This is a genomic window from Candidatus Microbacterium phytovorans (assembly GCA_029202445.1).
Classification (GTDB): Bacteria; Actinomycetota; Actinomycetes; order Actinomycetales; family Microbacteriaceae; genus Microbacterium; species Microbacterium phytovorans.
In genome coordinates this window covers 2,026,587-2,045,104 of the sequence record CP119321.1, presented here as the reverse complement: position 1 = coordinate 2,045,104, position 18,518 = coordinate 2,026,587, and the positions used below count along the sequence as shown (strand labels likewise).

Below are 18,518 nucleotides of genomic sequence, written 5' to 3'. Positions count from 1 at the left end.
CGCTCCGCTCGCTCAACGCCCGGCGTGTCCCGGTCGCCGGACCGCACCGTCCCTTCCCGGTCGTTGAGCGAGGAGCGCAGCGACGAGTCGAAGCGTGTCGCCTTCCACCGTTTCCCGTCGCGGGGTCGCGTCGTTTCGTCTCGCTCCGCTCGCTCAACGCCCGGCGTGTCCCGGTCGCCGGAACGCACCGTCCCTTCCCGGTCGTTGAGCGAGGAGCGCAGCGACGAGACGAAACGTGTCGCCCCCGTCATCGGAGGAAGGCGGCCGCGACGCCGGAGTCGACGGGGATGTGGAGGCCCGTGGTCCGGGACAGCTCCGGGCCGGTCAGGACGTAGACGGCATCCGCGACGTTCTCGGGAACGACCTCGCGCTTGAGGATCGTGCGGTTGGCGTAGTACTGGCCGAGCTCCTCTTCCTTGACGCCGTAGGTGGCGGCGCGGTTGGCGCCCCAGCCGGCGGCGAAGATGCCGGAGCCGCGCACGACGCCGTCGGGGTTGATGCCGTTCACGCGCACGCCGTGCTCGCCGAGCTCGACGGCCAGGAGGCGCACCTGGTGGGCCTGGTCGGCCTTGGTGGCCGAGTAGGCGATGTTGTTGGGGCCGGCGAACACCGAGTTCTTCGACGAGATGTAGATGACGTCACCGCCCATGCCCTGCGCGATGAGCGCCTTCGCGGCGGCCTTCGCGACGAGGAACGAGCCCTTGGCCATGACGTCGTGCTGCAGGTCCCAGTCCTTCTCGGTCGTCTCCAGCAGCGGCTTGGACAGTGAAAGGCCCGCGTTGTTGACGACGAGGTCGATGCCGCCGAAGGCGAGGACCGTCGCGTCGATCGCGGCCTGCACGCCGTCGGCGTCGGCGACGTTCGCGGCGACGCCGATCGCGACGTCGGTGCCGCCCAGCTCGGCGGCGGCGGCCTGCGCCTTCTCGAGGTCGAGGTCGGCCACCACGACGCACGCGCCCTCGGCGGCGAGGCGGGTGGCGATGGCCTTGCCGATGCCGGATGCCGCGCCGGTGACGAAGGCGATGCGGCCCTGATGGGTCTTCGGCTTCGGCATCCGTTGCAGCTTCGCCTCTTCGAGCGCCCAGTACTCGATGCGGAACTTCTCGGCATCCGAGATTGGCGCGTACGTCGACACCGCTTCGGCGCCTCGCATCACGTTGATCGCGTTGACGTAGAACTCGCCGGCGACGCGGGCCGTCTGCTTGTTGGCGCCGTAGGAGAACATGCCCACACCCGGCACGAGCACGATGAGCGGGTCGGCGCCGCGGATGGCGGGGCTCTCGGCCGTCGCGTGCGCGTCGTAGTAGGCCTGGTAGTCGGCGCGGTACGCGGTGTGGAGCTCACGCAGGCGGGCGATCGTGTCGTCGACCGACGCGGATGCCGGCAGGTCGACGATGAGCGGCTTGACCTTCGTGCGCAGGAAGTGGTCGGGGCAGCTCGTGCCGAGGGCGGCGAGAGCGGGCGCCTTCTCGGAGGCGAGGAAGTCGAGGACGACGTCGGCGTCGGTGTAGTGGCCGACGACGGGCTTGTCGGTGGACGCGAGTCCTCGGATCGTGGGGGCGAGGGCGGCGGCCTTCGCACGACGCTCGGGCTCGGGGAGCGCGGTGTAGCCGTCGCGAACTCCTCCGAACGGGTCGGCCTTGCCGTGCTTTTCGAGGTATTCGGCGGCCTTCGCGATGATTTCAGAGGAGTTCGCCTCGGCCTCCGCCGACGTGTCGCCCCACGCGGTGATGCCGTGGCCGCCGAGGATCGTGCCGATCGCCTGCGGGTTGGCGGCCTTGATCGCGGCGATGTCGAGGCCCAGCTGGAAGCCGGGGCGGCGCCACGGCACCCACACGACGCGGTCGCCGAAGATCCGCCGGGTGAGTTCTTCGCCGTCGGCGGCTGTGGCGATCGCGATGCCCGAGTCGGGGTGCAGGTGGTCGACGTGTGCGGCATCCACGAGGCCGTGCATCGCGGTGTCGATCGAGGGGGCTGCGCCGCCCTTGCCGTGCAGGCAGTAGTCGAACGCGGCGACCATCTCGTCTTCCCGGTCGAGCCCGGGGTACACGTCGACGAGGGCGCGCATGCGGTCGAGGCGGAGGACGGCGAGCCCTTCCGGCTTCAGCGTGCCGAGGTCGCCGCCGGAGCCCTTCACCCACAGCAGCTCGACGGGCTCGCCGGTCACCGGGTCGGTCTCGGTGCCCTTCGCGGAGGTGTTGCCTCCCGCGTAGTTCGTGTTCTTCGGGTCGGAGCCCAGCCGGTTGCTGCGGGCGATGAGGTCGGCGACGGCGTAGTTCGTCATGGGGTGCTTTCAGGATCGAGATGAGGCGGGGATGAGGGCGAGGAGGCGGTCGGCGAACCGGCCGATCGAGACGGATGCCGCGGCCTCCTCGGGACGGTTCAGGTGGCCGTGCTGCGTGCCTGGCTCGGTCACGACGGTGACGTCGACGCCGGCGTCGTGGAGGGCGGCGGCGAAGGCCTCGCCGGAGACGCGCAGTTCGTCGGTGTCGCTGTTGACCATGAGCACGGGCGGGAAGCCGGCGAGCTCGTCGCTCGTGGCGCGTCCCGGGACGGCGTAGACGTCGGCGTCGTCGACCGGGCCGCCGAGGAGGTTCTCGTACATCGCGCGGACGACGTGGGGGCCGAACCGGTCGGCGACGGGGTCGGCATCCAGCGCGGCGCGCAGAGCGGCATCGGGCGCGGGCTGCACGGCGAGCAGGGTCGGGTACGCGAGCGCGACGAGCGCGGGAAGGCCTGTGGGATCGCCGGTGTGGAGCAGCCGGAGGGTGGCGCCGGTCGCGAGGTTCGCTCCCGCGCTGGCGCCGCCGATCGCCCACGGCCCGGGGGCGAGGTCGGCGCCGCGCGCCCACGCGAACGCGAAGCCCACCTCTTCGGAGGCGACGGGATGCCGCACCCCGTCGGTGCCGGGGGTGAGCGGCGCGAGCCGGTAATCGACCGACACGACCGTGATGCCGCGCTCGGCGAGGCCGCGCGCGACCCCGTCGGCTTCGGGCATGTCGAGGTCGCCCGCCGCGAAGCCGCCGCCGTGCGCCCACACGAGCCCGACACCGGCAGCGGATGCCGGACGGTAGAGGCGCACGCGGAGCGGTCCGTGCGGACCGTCGAGGGTGTCGTCGGTGACCGTCGTCATCGGCTCACGCGCCCCAGCCCGCCTGCGTACCGCCGACGCGCTCGTCGGCGATCCGCTGCTGGTAGCCGCTCGCGGCGTACGCGGCCATCGGGTCGGCGGGCAGGCCGCGGGAAGCGCGCCACTCGGCGAGGGCAGGGCGGACGTCGGTGTAGAAGGCATCCATCAGCACCGCGTTCGCCCCCAGCACGTCGTTGGCCTCCTGCGCGGCCGTGAGCGCGGCGCGGTCGACGAGCAGCGCGCGCGCCGTCATCTCCTGCACGTTGAGCACGGAGCGCATCTGCCCGGGGATCTTGTCCTCGATGTTGTGGCACTGGTCGAGCATGAACGCGACGTCGGGGTTGTTGAGGCCGCCGCCGCGGACGACCTCGACGAGGATCCGGAACAGCTGGAACGGATCGGCGGAGCCGACGATGAGGTCGTCGTCGGCGTAGAAGCGCGAGTTGAAGTCGAACGAGCCGAGCTTCCCGAGGCGCAGGAGCTGCATGACGATGAACTCGATGTTCGTGCCGGGGGCGTGGTGGCCGGTGTCGAGGCACACCATCGCGCGCTCGCCGAGCGAGGCCACCTGCGCGTAGGAGGTGCCCCAGTCCGGAACGTCGGTGTGGTAGAACGCCGGCTCGAAGAACTTGTACTCCAGCACGAGGCGCTGCTCGCCCGACAGACGCGCGTAGATCTGCTGCAGCGAGTCCTGCAGGCGGTCCTGGCGGCCCCGCATGTCGTTCTGGCCCGGGTAGTTCGAGCCCTCGGCGAGCCAGATCTTCAGGTCGCGGGAGCCTGTGGCATCCATCACGTCGATGCATGCGAAGTGGTGGTCGATCGCCTTCCGGCGGATCGTCTCGTCGTGGTGGGTGAGGGCGCCGAACTTGTAGTCCTCGTCCTGGAACGTGTTGGAGTTGATCGTCCCGAGGGCCACGCCCAGGTCTTCCGCGTGACGGCGGAGGGCGCCGAAGTCGTCGACCCGGTCCCACGGGATGTGGAGGGCGACGCTCGGGGCGAGGCCGGTGTACCGGTGAACCTGGGCGGCGTCGGCGATCTTCTCGAACGGGTCGCGCGGGGTGCCCGCCGTGGGGAACACGCGGAAGCGCGTGCCCGAGTTGCCGAACGCCCAGCTGGGCAGCTCGATGCCCTGCTGGGCGAGGGCGGACTGGACGTCGGGGGAGAGCGTGCTCACGATGCGTCGCTTTCGTGGTCGGTGACGGATGCCGTCAGCTGGTCGTGCAGGTTGAAGACTTCGGCGAGGGGGGTCGCGGCCTGGTCGGGGCGACCGTCGAGGCCCACGAAGAAGGGCGCCATCGATGCCTCCCATTCCGCGGCGACCGGCGAGGCGGCGAGGTAGGCCTGGGCGGAGACGTCGTCGTCGGTCTCGTAGTAGCCGAAGAGGCGCGCGTTGTCGCGATCGAGGAAGAGCGAGTAGTTGCGGCGACCGGCGGCGGCGATCTCGGCGAGCATCTCGGGCCAGACGGGGCTGTGGCGGGCGACGTATTCGTCGATCCGGTCGGGTGCGATCTGCAGCTGGAACGCGACGCGGACGGTCATGGCACTCCTTCGTGGCGGTTCGCGGGTGGATCGCTGGTGGATCGCGGGTGGTCGGGCTGTAGGCGGTCGGAGGTCGGGTCGGACCGCGGTGTGAAACGATTCAAACTGTAATGTGGGGACCACGATCCGTCAAGACAGGCAGGCCATGGCAGTCAGCGTGAAGGACGTCGCGGCAGCGGCATCCGTGTCGGTGGGCACCGTGTCCAACGTGCTCAACCGTCCGGAGAAGGTCGCGCCCGAGACCGTCGCCCGCGTGCAGGCGGCGATCGGACGCCTCGGGTTCGTGCGCAACGACGCCGCGCGACAGCTGCGCGCCGGTCGGAGCCGCAGCATCGGGCTCATCGTGCTCGACAGCGCCAACCCGTTCTTCGCCGAGGTCGCCCGCGGCGCACAGGAGCGCGCGGCGGACCAGGGCATCTCCGTGCTCCTGGGCAGCAGCGACCAGAGCGCCGACCGCGAGAACGCCTACCTCGACCTCTTCCGCGAGCAGCGCGTCAACGGTGTGCTGCTGACACCCCAGCTCCTCGACGAGGCGCGGGCCGAGACGCTCATCGACGCGGGCCTGCCCATCGTGCTCCTGGATGCCGAGCTCGACGGCGGCGGGCTGCCCTCCGTCGCCGTCGACGATGTCGAGGGCGGACACCTGGCCGTCGCCCACCTCCTCGCGCAGGGGCGCCGGCGGATCGCTTTCGTCGGACCGACGTCCATCCGCCAGGTCGCCGATCGCCTCGCGGGCGCCCGCCGCGCCCTCGCCGAGGTCGCCGGCGCGACGCTCGAGGTGATCGAGACCGACGCCCTCACGGTGCTCGACGGCCGGAAGATCGGCGAAGCGATCGCCGGCCGTGCACGGGACGACAGGCCGGACGCCGTGTTCTGCGCGAACGACCTCCTCGCCGTCGGCGTGCTGCAGGGGGCGGCGATCCTGGGGGCGATCCGCGTTCCGGAAGAGGTCGCGCTCGTCGGCTACGACGACATCGAGTTCGCGCAGTCGACCGTCGTCCCCCTGAGCTCGGTGCGTCAACCCGCGCGGGCGATCGGCGCCGCCGCGGTCGACGTGCTCTTCGAGCGGCTGGACGACCCGGCATCCGCCCCGCGCCACGTGCGCTTCCGCCCCGAACTGGTCGTCCGCGCCTCCAGCCGCTGAGCGCCGGCGGTCGGGTCAGCGTGCGGCGGTGGAGCGGCGCACCACGAGCTCGGGCTGGAACACGGTCTGGCGGGGGATGAGCTCGGGATCGTCGCACTCTTCGAGGAGGATGCGCAGCGCTGTACGTCCGATCATGCCGCTCGGCTGACGGATCGAGGTGATCGGCACCGCCGCCGCCGAGGCGAAGGAGATGTCGTCGAAGCCGATGAGGGCGATTTCGTCGGGCACGAGCATGCGGCCGCCCACCACGAGCGACTGCAGCAGGCCGAGGGCGATGAGGTCGTTGGCGGCGAACATCGCGTCGGGCCACTCGCGGCGCGGCCGGCTCAGCACCTTCGCGCCGACGGCGACGCCCTGTTCGACGGTCATGGCATCCGTCACGAGCACTTCGAGCTCGATCGGGTCGAGGGCGTTGTCGGCGGCGACGCGTGCGCCGGCCAGGCGGTCGGTGACCTGCCGCATCTCCAGCGGCCCGCCCACGAAGGCGATGCGTCGGCGGCCGGTCTCGATGAGGTGCTCCACGGCCATGCGTCCGCCGGCGACGGAGTCGACCGACACGGAGCTGAACCGGCTCGTCCCGCCGAAGCGGTCGACGAGCACGGCACGGATGCCGCGAGACCGCAGCCGTTCGAGCCGCGGGAGGATGTCGCCGTAGGGGGAGATGAGCACGCCGCGCACCTGCTGCTCCTCGAACAGGTCGAGGTACATGCGCTCGCGGTTGGTGTCCTCGTCGGTGTTGCCGTAGAGCACGGCGATGCTGTGGCGGGAGGCCTCGTCCTCCGCGCCGCGCACGACGTCGGCGAAGAACGGGTTCTGTCCGTTGAGCACGACGAACCCGACGGTCGTGCTGACGCCGGCGCGCAGCTTGCGGGCGGCGTCGTTTCGGACGTAGCCGAGATCCTCGATCGCGCGGAGCACGCGCTCGGCCGATTCGGACGACACGGTCTCGGGGCGGTTGAGCACGTTGGAGACCGTGCCGACAGAGACGCCCGCGGACAGCGCGACGTCTCTGATGCTCACCACCATGGGGCGCTCCTTCGCAGCCGGGGAAGATCCGAGGTCGTATCCGGACCGTGACTTGACCGGTGCGGATGTGATGCCTACAGTATCCATGAATCCGACCTGAATCGATTCAGATAGTTTCAGAATCCTTCAGATCGCTTCCGTCCCATCCACCCTCAATGAGGAGGCGCACGTGCCCGTCGCTGACGCACCCGTCGTGCTCGAGCTGTCGAAGGTCGTGAAATCCTTCGGCGCCGTCGTGGCCCTGCGCTCGGGCAGCCTGCGCCTGCAGGCGGGCTCCATCCACGCCCTCATCGGCGAGAACGGCGCCGGAAAGTCGACGCTCGTCAAGATCGTCGCGGGCCTCTATCGCCGCGACGGAGGCGCGTTCCAGCTCGACGGCGAAGACGTCGACTTCACCTCCACTGCGCAGTCCAAGGCCGCCGGCATCGCCGTCATCTACCAGGAGCCGACGCTCTTCCCCGACCTCTCGGTCACCGAGAACATCTTCATGGGTCGCCAGCCCATCGGACGCCTGGGGCGCATCGACCGCAAGGCCATGCGCCACGAGGTCGAGCGCCTCTTCACGCGCCTCGGGGTCACGATCGACCCCGACCGCCCGGCCGAGGGCCTGTCGATCGCCGACCAGCAGGTCATCGAGATCGCGAAGGCCGTCTCGCTGGATGCCAGGGTGCTCATCATGGACGAGCCCACCGCGGCGCTGTCCGGCGTCGAGGTCGAGCGCCTGTTCGCGATCGCGCGGAGCCTGCGCGACGAGGGGCGCGGGCTCATTTTCATCTCCCACCGCTTCGACGAGGTGTTCGCCCTGTGCGACACCGTCACCGTCATGCGCGACGGCGCCTACATCGCCACGACCCCCATCGCCGAGACGACCCCCGCCGAACTGGTCCGCCAGATGGTCGGTCGCGACGTCACGGAACTGTTCCCCAAGCAGGAGACGGCGATCGGCGAGCCGCTCCTGCAGGTCGAGAACCTCACGAGCCCCGGTGTCTTCCACGACATCTCCTTCACGGTGCGCGCGGGCGAGATCGTCGGGCTCGCCGGGCTCGTCGGCGCCGGGCGCAGCGAGGTCGCCCGCGCGGTGTTCGGCGTCGACGGCTACCGCGAGGGCACGGTCACGATGAAAGGCAAGCGCATCGCGCGGTCGCGTCCGACCGACGCGATGCGGGCGGGTATCGCGCTCGTCCCCGAGGACCGTCGCAAGCAGGGGCTGGTCATCGAGTCGGGCGTCGGGCGCAACATCACGACCGCGATCCGCCGGCAGCTGTCGAAGTTCGGGCTGCTCACGACCGGCATGGAGAACCGCGCGGCGCGCGAATGGGCGAGCCGTCTCGAAGTGAAGGCGCACGCCCTCGACACCGTCGCCTCCACCCTCTCCGGCGGCAACCAGCAGAAGGTCGTGCTCGCCAAATGGCTCGCGACCCAGCCCGATGTCCTCATCATCGACGAGCCCACCCGCGGCATCGATGTCGGCACCAAGTCAGAGGTGCACCGACTCCTCTCCCAGCTCGCGGGAGAGGGCATGGGCATCCTCATGATCTCCTCGGAGCTCCCCGAGGTGCTCGGCATGGCCGATCGCGTACTCGTCATGCGCGAGGGGCGCATCACGGCCGAGATCGACCGAGCGGATGCCACGTCCGAGAACGTCATGTTCGCCGCCACCCACGCCGCCTCCAACGCTTCCACGACCGACGCTGCCACGACCGACGCGGGAGAGAACTCGTGACCTTCACGTCCACCACCCGCATCCCCGTCTCGGGCCTCACCCGGCGCATCGGCGCCCTCGGCAAGGCGCGCGAGTTCGGCATCCTCGTCGCCCTCGCGCTCGTCGTGATCGCCGCGACGGCGAAGAACCCGGCGTTCCTCTTCAGCCCCGACGGCTGGCGAGACCTGCTGCTGACCCCGTCGATCCTCGTGCTCGTGGCCGTGGGCCAGGCCTTCGTCATCATCACCCGCAACGTCGACCTCTCGGTCGGGTCGGTGATGGGGCTGTCGGCCTATCTCACGGGCCGACTGTTCATCGACGTGCCCGGCATCCCGATTCCTGTCGTCGTGCTCCTGGCGGTGGTGTTCGGCGGCGCGCTGGGCCTCATCAACGGCGCGCTCGTCGCGATCGCGCGGGTGCCGGCGATGGTCATCACCCTCGGCACGCTGTATGCCTACCGCGGCATCAACGTCATGTGGGCCGGTTCCAGCCGCGTGAACGCGTCCGACATGCCGCGCGAGTTCCTCGCGCTCGGCACGGGACAGCTGCTGTGGATCCCGGTGCTGTCGATCGTCGCCTTCGTCGTGCTCGCCATCGCCGCCTGGTACATGCGCAACACGCGCGGCGGCCGTGAGTTCTACGCGATCGGTTCCGATCCGGCCGCCGCGGAGCTCTACGGGCTGAAGGTGACCCGCCGCGTGCTGACCGCTTTCGTCCTCTCCGGTGCGCTCGCCGGCCTCGCGGGCGTCTTCTACGCCGCCCGGTACGGCTCGGTGAGCTCGCAGGCCGGTGCCGGGTGGGAGCTGGATGCCGTCGGGGCCGCCGTCATCGGCGGCGTCGCGATCACCGGCGGGGTCGGCACCGTGTGGGGCGCGGCGATCGGCGCCGTCCTGCTCATGACGATCAACCGGGCGCTGCCGATCCTCGGCATCCCGGACTTCTGGCAGCGCGCCGTCGTCGGTGTGCTCATCATCGGGGCGATCGTGCTGGACCGCTGGCTGGCCGTGCGACAGAGACAGCGCCTCATCGAAGCGAGGGACGAGTCATGACCACCCAGACCTCTCCCGCGACCGCCTCGGTGCGGGTCGCGCGCGACTTCGAGAAGCCGCTGTGGCGCCGTGTGCTGCTGTCGCGAGAGACGGCGATCGTCGCCCTCCTCGTGCTGGTCGTCGTCGTGTCGGCGGCCACCGTCCGCGGCTTCGCGCAGCCGATCACCGCGAACTACCTCCTGCTCGACATCGCGCCCATTCTGCTGATCGCCCTCCCCATGACGCTCGTCATGATCACCGGTGAGATCGATCTGTCCGTGGGCAGCATGGTCGGGCTCGCGAGCGTCGTCACGGGCGTGGCCGTCGAAGCGGGAGTCCCGTTCGAGGCGGCGGCGCTGCTGGCGCTGCTCGTCGGTGTGATCGGCGGCGCCGTCAACGGCTTCCTCGTGACCGTCGTGGGACTGCCGTCGCTCGCGGTCACGATCGGCACGCTCGCCCTCTTCCGCGGGCTCGCGGTGGGGCTCCTCGGCACGACCGCGGTCACCGACTTCCCGGAGGCGTGGACGGCGCTCGCGAAGGCGAAGATCGCCGGCACGACGATCCCGTACATCATGGTGCCGTTCCTGGTCCTGCTCGTGATCTTCGTGGTCGTCCTGCACTTCACCCCGTTCGGCCGCGGCATCTTCGCGATCGGACTGTCGAAGGATGCCGCCCGGTTCTCCGGCGTGCACGTGGAGCGCACGAAGTTCATCCTGTTCGTCGTCGCCGGGCTCGTCTCGGCCTTCGCCGGGATCTACTACACGCTGCGCTTCGGCAGCGCCCGCGGCGACAACGCGACGGGACTCGAGCTCCAGGTGATCGCCGCCGTCGTGCTCGGCGGGGTGTCCGTCTTCGGCGGGCGGGGACAGCTGTACGGGGTGGTCGCGGCGGCACTTCTCATCGGCACGCTCTCCAGCGCGCTGCGCCTGGCCAACGTCACCTCCGACGTCATCAACATCATCACCGGCGTGCTGCTGGTGCTCTCCGTCGTGGCCGCGAGCGTGCTCGCGTGGCTGCAGCGCGTGCGCACCCGCCCCGCTCGCCCCTCGCACTCCGCAGCGCGAACCGCACCATGATCTGCTGCGCGACCCCGGCCGACGACATCCGTCGCGGCGCACCCACGAAAGGAAAACAATGATGTTTGCACGCACACGCGTCGCGGCCGTCGCGGCCGTCGCCGTCGTCGCCGCGCTCGCGCTCGCCGGCTGCGCCGACACCGGCACGACGCCCGCGCCGGGTTCGACGGGCGACGGCGGCGACACCGCCAACCTGGCGATCACGTTCCTGCCGAAGAACCTGGGCAACCCCTACTTCGACACCTCCAGCAAGGGTGGCAAGGCCGCCGTCGACGAGCTCGGCGGGACCTTCGCCGAGGTGGGACCGGCCGAGGCCACCCCGGACGCTCAGGTCAGCTACATCAACACGGCAACCCAGCAGGGCGTCGGCGCGCTCGTCGTGTCGGCCAACGACCCGCAGGCGATCTGCGACGCCCTCAACGAGGCACGCGACGCCGGCGTCAAGGTCGTCACGTTCGACTCCGACACGAACCCCGACTGCCGCGACCTGTTCATCAACCAGGCGACGGCCGACGGGATCGCCAAGATCCAGGTCGACCTCATCGCGGAGCAGATCGGCGACGAGGGCGAGATCGCGATCCTCTCGGCATCCGCCAACGCGACCAACCAGAACGCGTGGATCGAGACGATGAAGGAGATCCTCGCGGCCGACCACCCGAACATCACCCTCGTCGAGACGGTCTACGGCGACGACGACGACCAGACGTCGTTCGACAAGACCGCGGCGCTGCTGCAGTCGCACCCGAACCTGAAGGGCATCATCTCGCCCACCACGGTCGGTGTCGCCGCCGCGGCCCGCTACCTGTCGACGTCGGACTACAAGGGCAAGGTCGCGCTGACCGGCCTCGGCACCCCGAACCAGATGCGCGAGTACGTCGAGGACGGCACCGTCACCGCGTTCGCGCTGTGGAACCCGGAAGAGCTCGGCTACCTCGCCGCCTACGCCGCGGCCGCCCTCATCAAGGGCGACATCACCGGTGCGGAGGGCGACAGCTTCGAGGCGGGCGACCTCGGCTCCTACGAAGTCGGCGCGGACTCCACCGTGCTGCTCGGCGACCCGTACGTCTTCGACAAGGAGAACATCGGGAACTTCGACTTCTGAGTCACCCCGCAGCGCCCCCGGATGCCGATCTCGCGTCGGCTCCGGGGGCGCTGCCGCGTGGGCACGGGAATCCGCTCACCCCGCCGGATGCCACGGGGTGCGGATGCGCAGGGCGACGGCGTCGACGGCCACCAGCGACCCCGCGGCGGCGGCGCGGCAGGCGGCCGCTTCCGGCGGAAGCCACACGGTCGATCTCGTCGACAGGGGGAGCACGCGGAGCGTCAGCACGCTGTCCGGGGTCGCCCTCACGTCGGGGAGCGAGACCGACCAGCGCTCGCCGTCCCAGAACCTGTCGTCGACGACCTCGCCGTCCACGCAGAGCTGGGCGACGTCGCCGGCCCAGTCGATGTCGAGCACGGCATCCCCGTCCCACGTGCCGACCTCGAGTGCGAACACCGCGGCGCGCTCCTCGAGCACCTCGGCGGACGGGGCGCTGTGCCGCCGACCGCCGAAGCCGTAGTCGTCGGGGACGTCCCCCGCGGCACGCACCGCGGTCACCCCCACGGCGCGCGGCGGAACGGGCTCCAGCGACGGTGCGACGGCGGCATCGACCCACCCTCCCGCGGCGCGGTCGTACCGGCGGAGCCACGTGGCATCCCTCACCGCGACTCCGGCGTCGCCGGTCGCGAGCTCGCCGTCGGTCTCGAACACCTCGTGGCCGTGGACCCACACCCGGTGCGCGTCGGCGACCACGAGCAGCCGCCCGTCGCCCACGCGATGCACCCCGACCGGCACGTCCCGCGGCTCCTCGCCCTCGACGCAGACTTCGACGGGGATGCCGGGGGTCGCGGCCACGACGAGCGTCGCCTCCGTGGCATCCGTCGCCGCGTGCGGCTCAGGCGGAAGCAGCGTCAGGGCGGATGCCGTCACCCACCGCAGCCGTGTCGCGCCCGGGGCTGCGCCGAGCCGCAGCCCCACGGGCCAGCGCGCGAGGGTGCCCGCGGGGATGTCGATAGGGCGCGAGGGGATCGTGAGCACCTCGGCATCGAGCGCGAGCGTGAGCTGCACGCCGCGCACCTCCTCGACCTGCTCGTACGGCTGATGGTGGCTCACGACCACGAACGCCTCGTCGCCGTCGGAGCGCAGTGCCCACCGGAGCGTCGTGCGATCCGTGAACCCGCCGGGGCCCGCGTCCGGAAGCGACGACGTCATGCCGCCCAGGCGATCTCCGAAGGCCGCGAGGAACGCGTGCTGAGCGCGCAGCTCGTGCCCCGACGGGTGCAGGTCGCCGGACTGACCGATCGGGGCGTGGAAGTCGTAGCTCCACTCCGGCAGGTCGTTCGGGTAGCCGGTCGCCTGACTCTCCTGCAGTCCGGCGCGCGGATTCCGCCCGCCCACGTACATGTAGTACCCCTGCCAGGCGGAGCCGTTGCCGATCTTCACGTGCGCCAGCGCCGCGATGTCGCGTGCCGCGAGCACCGGGCGACGGTGGTAGGCGGTCGCCATCCCGGAACCCAGTTCGCACGTCGCGGGCGGGAAGCCGTGCAGGTCGGCGCGACGGCTCGCGGCCTCGGCAGCGGCCCCGGCGTCGGCATCGGCAGCGGCTTCGGCCCCGGCATCGGCGACGGCTTCGGCGACGGCTTCGGCGAAGCCCTGTGTCGCGCGCACGTCCTCACCGACGCCGGGGTCGTCCCAGTCGTGCGAGGGGAAGAAGTGCGCGCGGAAGTTCGGCTGCCACCCGCCCTCCGGATCGACCCAGAAGCCGTCGGCGTATCCGCCGAACAGCGGCACCACCTCGCCGGCCGGGAGCTGCGCGCCGCCCCACGCCGTCGCCGTCCACAGCGGCGCCGACATGCCGGCCTCGCGGGCCAGGCCGATGAGGGTCGAGATGTGCTCCGGCCGGTCGTAGAGCTCGTTCTCGATCTGGATCGCCACGATCGGACCGCCCGCACGCGCACGTCCGTCCAGGGCCGCCGCGAGCTGGGCGAACCACTCCCGGACGAGGTCCAGATAGGCGGGGTCGTCCGTGCGATGTGCGACATCGGCATCCTGCACCCAGTCCGGGAACCCGCCGTTTCGCGCCTCGCCGTGCGCCCACGGCCCGATCCGCAGCACGAGCTCGAGCCCGGTCGCTGCCACCTCGTCGACGAAGGCGGCGACGTCGAGATCGCCGTCGAACCGCGGGCGTCCGCGCTCGGCGACATGGTGGTTCCAGAAGACGTAGGTCGACGCGAGCGTCACGCCGCCGGCGCGGAGCTGCCGCAGACGTTCGCCCCATCGCGCCCGGGGGAGTCGGCTGTAGTGCAGCTCGCCCGAGACCGGGACGAACGCCGTGCCGCCCCGCAGCACGGCGCGGTCGGTGACGGACAGGCCGCGAGCAGCCTCGGATGCGATCGGCAGTGCCGCCGGCGATGCGGGCCCCGGCCAGGGGCGGTGCCGCACGGTGTGAGCGGGGAGGGTCATCGCGCCGACACCACCGCGTTGTCGAGCAGGTCGATATCGACGCCGGGGCGCTCCGCCTGATTGGTGAGGAACACCCACGCGACGCCCGCGGACGGGTGCACCCACAGCTCCGTGCCCGACCACCCGCCGTGGCCGTACACGTCGCGGTCGATGAGCCCCGGCGCCCGCGTGCGGAGGTTCCACGTGAAGCCCCAGTCCTGACCGCGCTCGGCGGTGTACGGCTCGAGGCGCGGGAGGTCGCCCGTGAGGGGGCGCCGCATCATCTCGAGGGTCGCGGGGCGCAGGATGCCGTCGCCGGCTCCCGCGTGGATGCGCAGGAGCTCCGACCCGACACGGAGCAGATCGTCCGCGCGCCCCGAGAGGCCGGCGCCCGGCGCACGGGTCGCGAGGAAGCGGGGCATGTCCAGCCCCGCGGCCGCGGCGTCGGGCACGGCCACCGCGTCGTCGGGGTCGAGCGTCATCCCCGTCGCACCGATCTCGTCCGCCCACTGTGCGACACCGGCATCCCACGTCGTTCCCGTCGCGTGCTCGTGCAGCGCCGCGATGCCCTCGAAGGCGATCGTCGAGTAGCGGGATGCCGTGCCCGCCGCGAAGTCGCGCCCCCGGTGCAGGAGCTCGTGGCGGAGCGGAAGGGCCGTGTCGAGGGCGGGTTCGGAGATCCCGGACGTGTGGCTCACGAGGTGCGACAGGCGCACCGTGTCCCCGCGTTCGGCACCGAACGCGGGGAGCGCCTCGGCGAGCGGCGTCTGGAGCGAGAGGAGGCCCCGTTCGACGGCGCGCGCGGCGGCGATGCCCAGGAGGGGTTTGGTCACCGAGAAGAGGCGGAAGGTGTCGTCGACGGTGACGGCGCGCGTGGTGCCGGAGTCGAGTGCGGCCGTGCCGAACGCGTCGAGGGCGACCGTGCCGTCGGCGGTGGCGATGCCGAGCACCGCGGTGGGCAGACGACCAGATGCAACGTGGCCGCGCGCGATGTCGAAGGCCGCGGCGTAGGGGGTGCTCATACGCTCAGCCTAGGACTTTCGCGGCGTGGGCGGATAGCGCTTTCCCGGAGGAGCATCTATCGTGGACGCGACGACAGCGGCTCGACGACGAGGGCTCGACGGGGGCTCGATGAGGGCTCGACGGGGGCTCGACGAGGGCTCGACGAGGGCCTGACAGCGGCTCGACGAGGGCTCGACAGCGGCTCGACGAGGGCTCGACGAGGAAACTTCGGAGAAAACGCAAAAGAGCGGATGCCTCGGCAACCTCGCTCCGCATTTCGTGCGAATCTCCGAAATCCTGCCACGCTGGCCGCCACCGCCACCGCCACCGTCACCGTCACCGCCACCGCCACCGCCACCGCCGCCGCCGCCCCGACCCGCCCCCGCCCCGCCCCCGCACTCCCGAGGAGATCCGCGCATGACCACCGAACTCCGCTGCGCGATCGTCGGAACCGGTGCCGTCGCGCACCTCCACGCCCGCGCCGTGCTCGACCACCCGCACGCCGTGCTGGTGGCCGTGACCGATCAGGCGCGGGCCACCGCCGAGGCCTTCGCAGCCGAATGGGCGCGCGACGTCGCGCCGACGGTCTACGACTCGCTGGACGTGCTGCTCGCGACCGAGCGGCCGGATGTCGTGCTCGTGTGCACGCCGCCCGCCGCGCACCGCGAGCAGACGCTCGCCGCGTTCGCCGCCGGATCTCACGTCATCGTGGAGAAGCCTCCGGCGCCTTCGCTCGACGAGCTGGACGAGATGCGCGCCGCCGCCGACGCGGCTGATCGGCGTCTCGCCGTGGTGTTCCAGCAGCGCACGGGCACGGCCGCCGCGCACGTCCGCAGCCTTCTGCAGTCGGGAGCGTTGGGGCGTCCGCTCCTCGCGGTCTGCCAGACGCTCTGGTACCGCGACGAGGACTACTTCGCCGTCCCGTGGCGAGGGACGTGGGAGACCGAGGGGGGCGGGACGACGCTCGGCCACGGCATCCATCAGCTCGATCTTCTGGGCTTCCTGCTGGGCGACTGGGCGAGCGTGCAGGGGCGGTTGTGGCGGCTCGATCGCGAGACGCAGACCGAGGACACCTCGACCGCGACGATCACCTTTGCCAACGGGGTCGTCGCGCAGGTGGTGACGAGCGCCGTATCGCCGCGACAGACGAGTTCGGTGCGGATCGACACGCAACGCGCGACCGTGACGGTCGACCATCTCTACGGTCATGGCCACGAGAACTGGGTCATCACGCCCGCGCCGGGTTTCGAGGACGATGCCGACGACTGGGACCTTCCGGCGATCGAGGAACGCAGTGACCACGCGCCGCTGCTGCGGGACGTCTTCGACGCCCTCTTGTCGGGGGCTCCCCTTCCCCCGACGGCGGAGGAGCCCGCCCGCGCGCTGGAACTCGTCGCGGCCATCTACGCCTCCGCCGCGGGCGACGGCGCGGTGGTGACGCCCGCCGACCTGGCCGCGCACCCGACCCACCGGTCCGGTTTCGCGAGCCCCGTCACCGACATGCGCTGACCGCCGCCGCCGCGCCGTCGGCGGGCGGGGCGTGGTTCGGGGGCGTGGGTTCGTCGGTGGGGGGTTCGCCGGCGTCGTTGTGCGGGTGTGAGGCGGTGGCATCCGCGATTCGCCGCGGGCGAAGCGGCGGGCCGAGTGGTGGGTGGGGGCGTGGTGGGCGCGGTGGCGGGCAGGGGCGTGGTGGTTCGGGGGCGTTGTTGTGTGGGTGGGTGGTGGTGGCATCCGCGATTTGCCGCGGGCGAAGACGCGAAGATGCGACGCGACGGGGTGGCGGCCCGCGGCCGAAAGGGCGCGGATGCCACGGCGCGGCGGCCCTGCGGGTCGATACGATGGCGAAGGCTGTGACCGGTACCAGCGGCGCGGAGATCACAGGCGGAAAGCGATTTCCGGAATCTGTTGCAAAACGTTTCAACGCGTAGTACGGTAACCGGCAAGCGCTTTCCCGACATGGAAACACCTGCACGAGGACTCCTGGAGCACTCGACCCGCACGGGCGGCGCGCACCGCACACAAGGACAACGGACGTCCGCGGCACACGGAACACGGGCGTTCGAAGAGAGGACAAGGATGTTCAGCACCAAGCGGGCCCTGGCCGCCGTCGCCGTCGTGACCGGCGCCGCCCTCGCTCTGGCCGGCTGCGCCGGCACCAGCGAGCCGGCGTCGTCGTTCGACCCCAACGAGAAGGTCACCCTGAACTTCACGTGGTGGGGCAACGACGACCGCGCCGCACGGTACGACGCGCTCATCGCGGCGTTCAACGAGGAATACCCCAACATCACGATCAACGGTCAGTTCACCGACTTCCCGAGCTACTGGGAGAAGCGTCAGACCGAGGCTGCCGGCGGCGGGCTCCCCGACGTGTGGCAGTTCTCCGACAGCTACCTGCGCCAGTACGGCGAGCCCGGCTACGTGCTCGACCTCGCCACGGTGTCCGATTACATCGACTTCGACACCTTCGACGAGGCGCTGCTGGGCACCGGTCAGCTGAACGGCACGCAGTACTCGCTGCCGACCGGCTACAGCGCCTGGGCCAACTTCGTCAACGACGACCTCATCGCCGCCAACGACCTGACCGCCCCCGAGGGCGGGACGTCCTTCGAGGACTTCACGGCGTGGATGAAGAGCGTGACGGATGCCACGGGCGGCAAGGTCTACGGCGGCACCGACGTGACGCAGCGCATCCAGACCTTCGAGCTCGTGCTGCGCGCCGACGGCAAGAACCTGTACACGGAGGACGGCAAGCTCGGCTTCACCGAGGACGAGCTGAAGGCGTTCTGGGAATCGGGAGCCGCCGCGCGCGACGGCATCACGGTTCCCCAGAACAAGCTCGAGGAGATCACCCCGAAGTCGGGCTTCGGCGGCAACCTCACCGCGAGCGAGACGAGCTGGAGCAACTTCCTCGGCGGCTACCTCGCCGACTCGGGCGCATCGTCCATCTCGCTCATCGCACCGCCGACGGCCAAGCAGGGCTCCAAGGACCTCTACCGCCAGGCCGGTCTGCAGATGGCGATCTCCGCCGACACGGAGCACCCGGAGGCGGCGGCCATCTTCCTCGACTACGTCGTCAACAGCGAGAAGGCCGGGGAGATCTTCGGCACGACGTTGGGCTTCCCGGCATCCTCCTCGAAGCTCGCCGGCGCCGCGCTGGAAGGCGCCGACAAGCAGGTCGCCGACTACCTCGACTCGGTCGCCGACCGCATCGGTGACGCCCCGCCCGTGCCGGTCGTCGGCTACGGTGCGCTCGAGCAGAAGTTCTGGGACCTCGGCAAGGCGCTGGGCCTCGGTGCCATCACCGTCGACGACGCCGTCAAGCAGTTCTTCGACGAGGCGAACGTCGTCCTGCAGGGCTGAGCCCCGCCGTCGAGCACGTAGTCGAGC

The 18,518-nt window shown here is 71.1% G+C and carries 14 protein-coding genes; 7 read left to right on the top strand and 7 right to left on the bottom strand.

The annotated features are described in order from the left end of the window. Positions 1 to 247: 247 nt before the first annotated feature. The 4 genes from P0Y48_09740 to P0Y48_09725 are packed head-to-tail and all read right to left on the bottom strand — an operon-like array spanning position 248 to position 4,669. The gene (locus P0Y48_09740) at positions 248 to 2,284 is read right to left on the bottom strand and encodes a bifunctional aldolase/short-chain dehydrogenase (protein ID WEK12748.1); all 2,037 of its coding nucleotides are present in this window, start codon (positions 2,282 to 2,284) and stop codon (positions 248 to 250) included. A gap of 9 nt (positions 2,285 to 2,293) precedes the next feature. Continuing rightward, positions 2,294 to 3,133: an alpha/beta hydrolase gene (locus tag P0Y48_09735; protein WEK12747.1), complete on the bottom strand. Its 840-nt coding sequence runs from the start codon at positions 3,131 to 3,133 to the stop codon at positions 2,294 to 2,296. A 4-nt stretch (positions 3,134 to 3,137) separates the two neighbouring features. After that, positions 3,138 to 4,304, bottom strand: a complete 1,167-nt coding sequence (rhaI, locus tag P0Y48_09730; GenBank protein ID WEK12746.1) for an L-rhamnose isomerase — start codon at positions 4,302 to 4,304, stop codon at positions 3,138 to 3,140. Then, positions 4,301 to 4,669 carry an L-rhamnose mutarotase gene (locus tag P0Y48_09725; GenBank protein ID WEK12745.1) on the bottom strand — a complete coding sequence of 123 codons (369 nt, stop codon included), beginning with the start codon at positions 4,667 to 4,669 and terminating at the stop codon, positions 4,301 to 4,303. The genes rhaI and P0Y48_09725 overlap by 4 nt, the downstream gene beginning before the upstream one ends. A gap of 145 nt (positions 4,670 to 4,814) precedes the next feature. Between P0Y48_09725 and P0Y48_09720 the strand changes: the two genes are divergently transcribed. After that, complete coding sequence (locus P0Y48_09720) at positions 4,815 to 5,813, top strand: LacI family DNA-binding transcriptional regulator (GenBank protein ID WEK12744.1); 999 nt, start codon at positions 4,815 to 4,817, stop codon at positions 5,811 to 5,813. A gap of 15 nt (positions 5,814 to 5,828) precedes the next feature. Here P0Y48_09720 and P0Y48_09715 read toward each other — a convergent pair whose 3' ends face one another. After that, positions 5,829 to 6,839, bottom strand: a complete 1,011-nt coding sequence (locus P0Y48_09715) for a LacI family DNA-binding transcriptional regulator (GenBank protein WEK12743.1) — start codon at positions 6,837 to 6,839, stop codon at positions 5,829 to 5,831. A 169-nt stretch (positions 6,840 to 7,008) separates the two neighbouring features. Between P0Y48_09715 and P0Y48_09710 the strand changes: the two genes are divergently transcribed. The 4 genes from P0Y48_09710 to rhaS are packed head-to-tail and all read left to right on the top strand — an operon-like array spanning position 7,009 to position 11,747. Further along, complete coding sequence (locus P0Y48_09710) at positions 7,009 to 8,562, top strand: sugar ABC transporter ATP-binding protein (protein WEK12742.1); 1,554 nt, start codon at positions 7,009 to 7,011, stop codon at positions 8,560 to 8,562. Then, positions 8,559 to 9,590, top strand: coding sequence for an ABC transporter permease (locus P0Y48_09705; protein WEK12741.1), 1,032 nt, complete (start codon positions 8,559 to 8,561; stop codon positions 9,588 to 9,590). Before P0Y48_09710 ends, P0Y48_09705 begins: the two co-directional genes overlap by 4 nt. Beyond that, entirely contained in the window at positions 9,587 to 10,645 is a 1,059-nt protein-coding gene (locus P0Y48_09700) for an ABC transporter permease (GenBank protein ID WEK12740.1), read from the top strand. Before P0Y48_09705 ends, P0Y48_09700 begins: the two co-directional genes overlap by 4 nt. A gap of 58 nt (positions 10,646 to 10,703) precedes the next feature. Continuing rightward, complete coding sequence (gene rhaS, locus P0Y48_09695) at positions 10,704 to 11,747, top strand: rhamnose ABC transporter substrate-binding protein (GenBank protein WEK12739.1); 1,044 nt, start codon at positions 10,704 to 10,706, stop codon at positions 11,745 to 11,747. Positions 11,748 to 11,822: 75 nt separating this feature from the next. On the opposite strand, the gene P0Y48_09690 is transcribed toward rhaS, so the two are convergent. Beyond that, positions 11,823 to 14,150, bottom strand: a complete 2,328-nt coding sequence (locus P0Y48_09690) for a beta-galactosidase (GenBank protein WEK12738.1) — start codon at positions 14,148 to 14,150, stop codon at positions 11,823 to 11,825. Next, a complete protein-coding gene (locus P0Y48_09685; protein WEK12737.1) occupies positions 14,147 to 15,151 on the bottom strand; it encodes a serine hydrolase in 1,005 nt (334 codons plus the stop codon). The genes P0Y48_09690 and P0Y48_09685 overlap by 4 nt, the downstream gene beginning before the upstream one ends. A 397-nt stretch (positions 15,152 to 15,548) precedes the next feature. Here P0Y48_09685 and P0Y48_09680 point away from each other — a divergent pair, with 397 nt between their 5' ends. Together P0Y48_09680 and P0Y48_09675 are read left to right on the top strand one after the other, a co-directional pair. Beyond that, entirely contained in the window at positions 15,549 to 16,640 is a 1,092-nt protein-coding gene (locus P0Y48_09680) for a Gfo/Idh/MocA family oxidoreductase (protein WEK12736.1), read from the top strand. A gap of 567 nt (positions 16,641 to 17,207) precedes the next feature. After that, on the top strand, positions 17,208 to 18,491 hold the full coding sequence (locus P0Y48_09675) for an extracellular solute-binding protein (GenBank protein WEK12735.1): 1,284 nt from the start codon (positions 17,208 to 17,210) through the stop codon (positions 18,489 to 18,491). Positions 18,492 to 18,518: the final 27 nt, after the last annotated feature.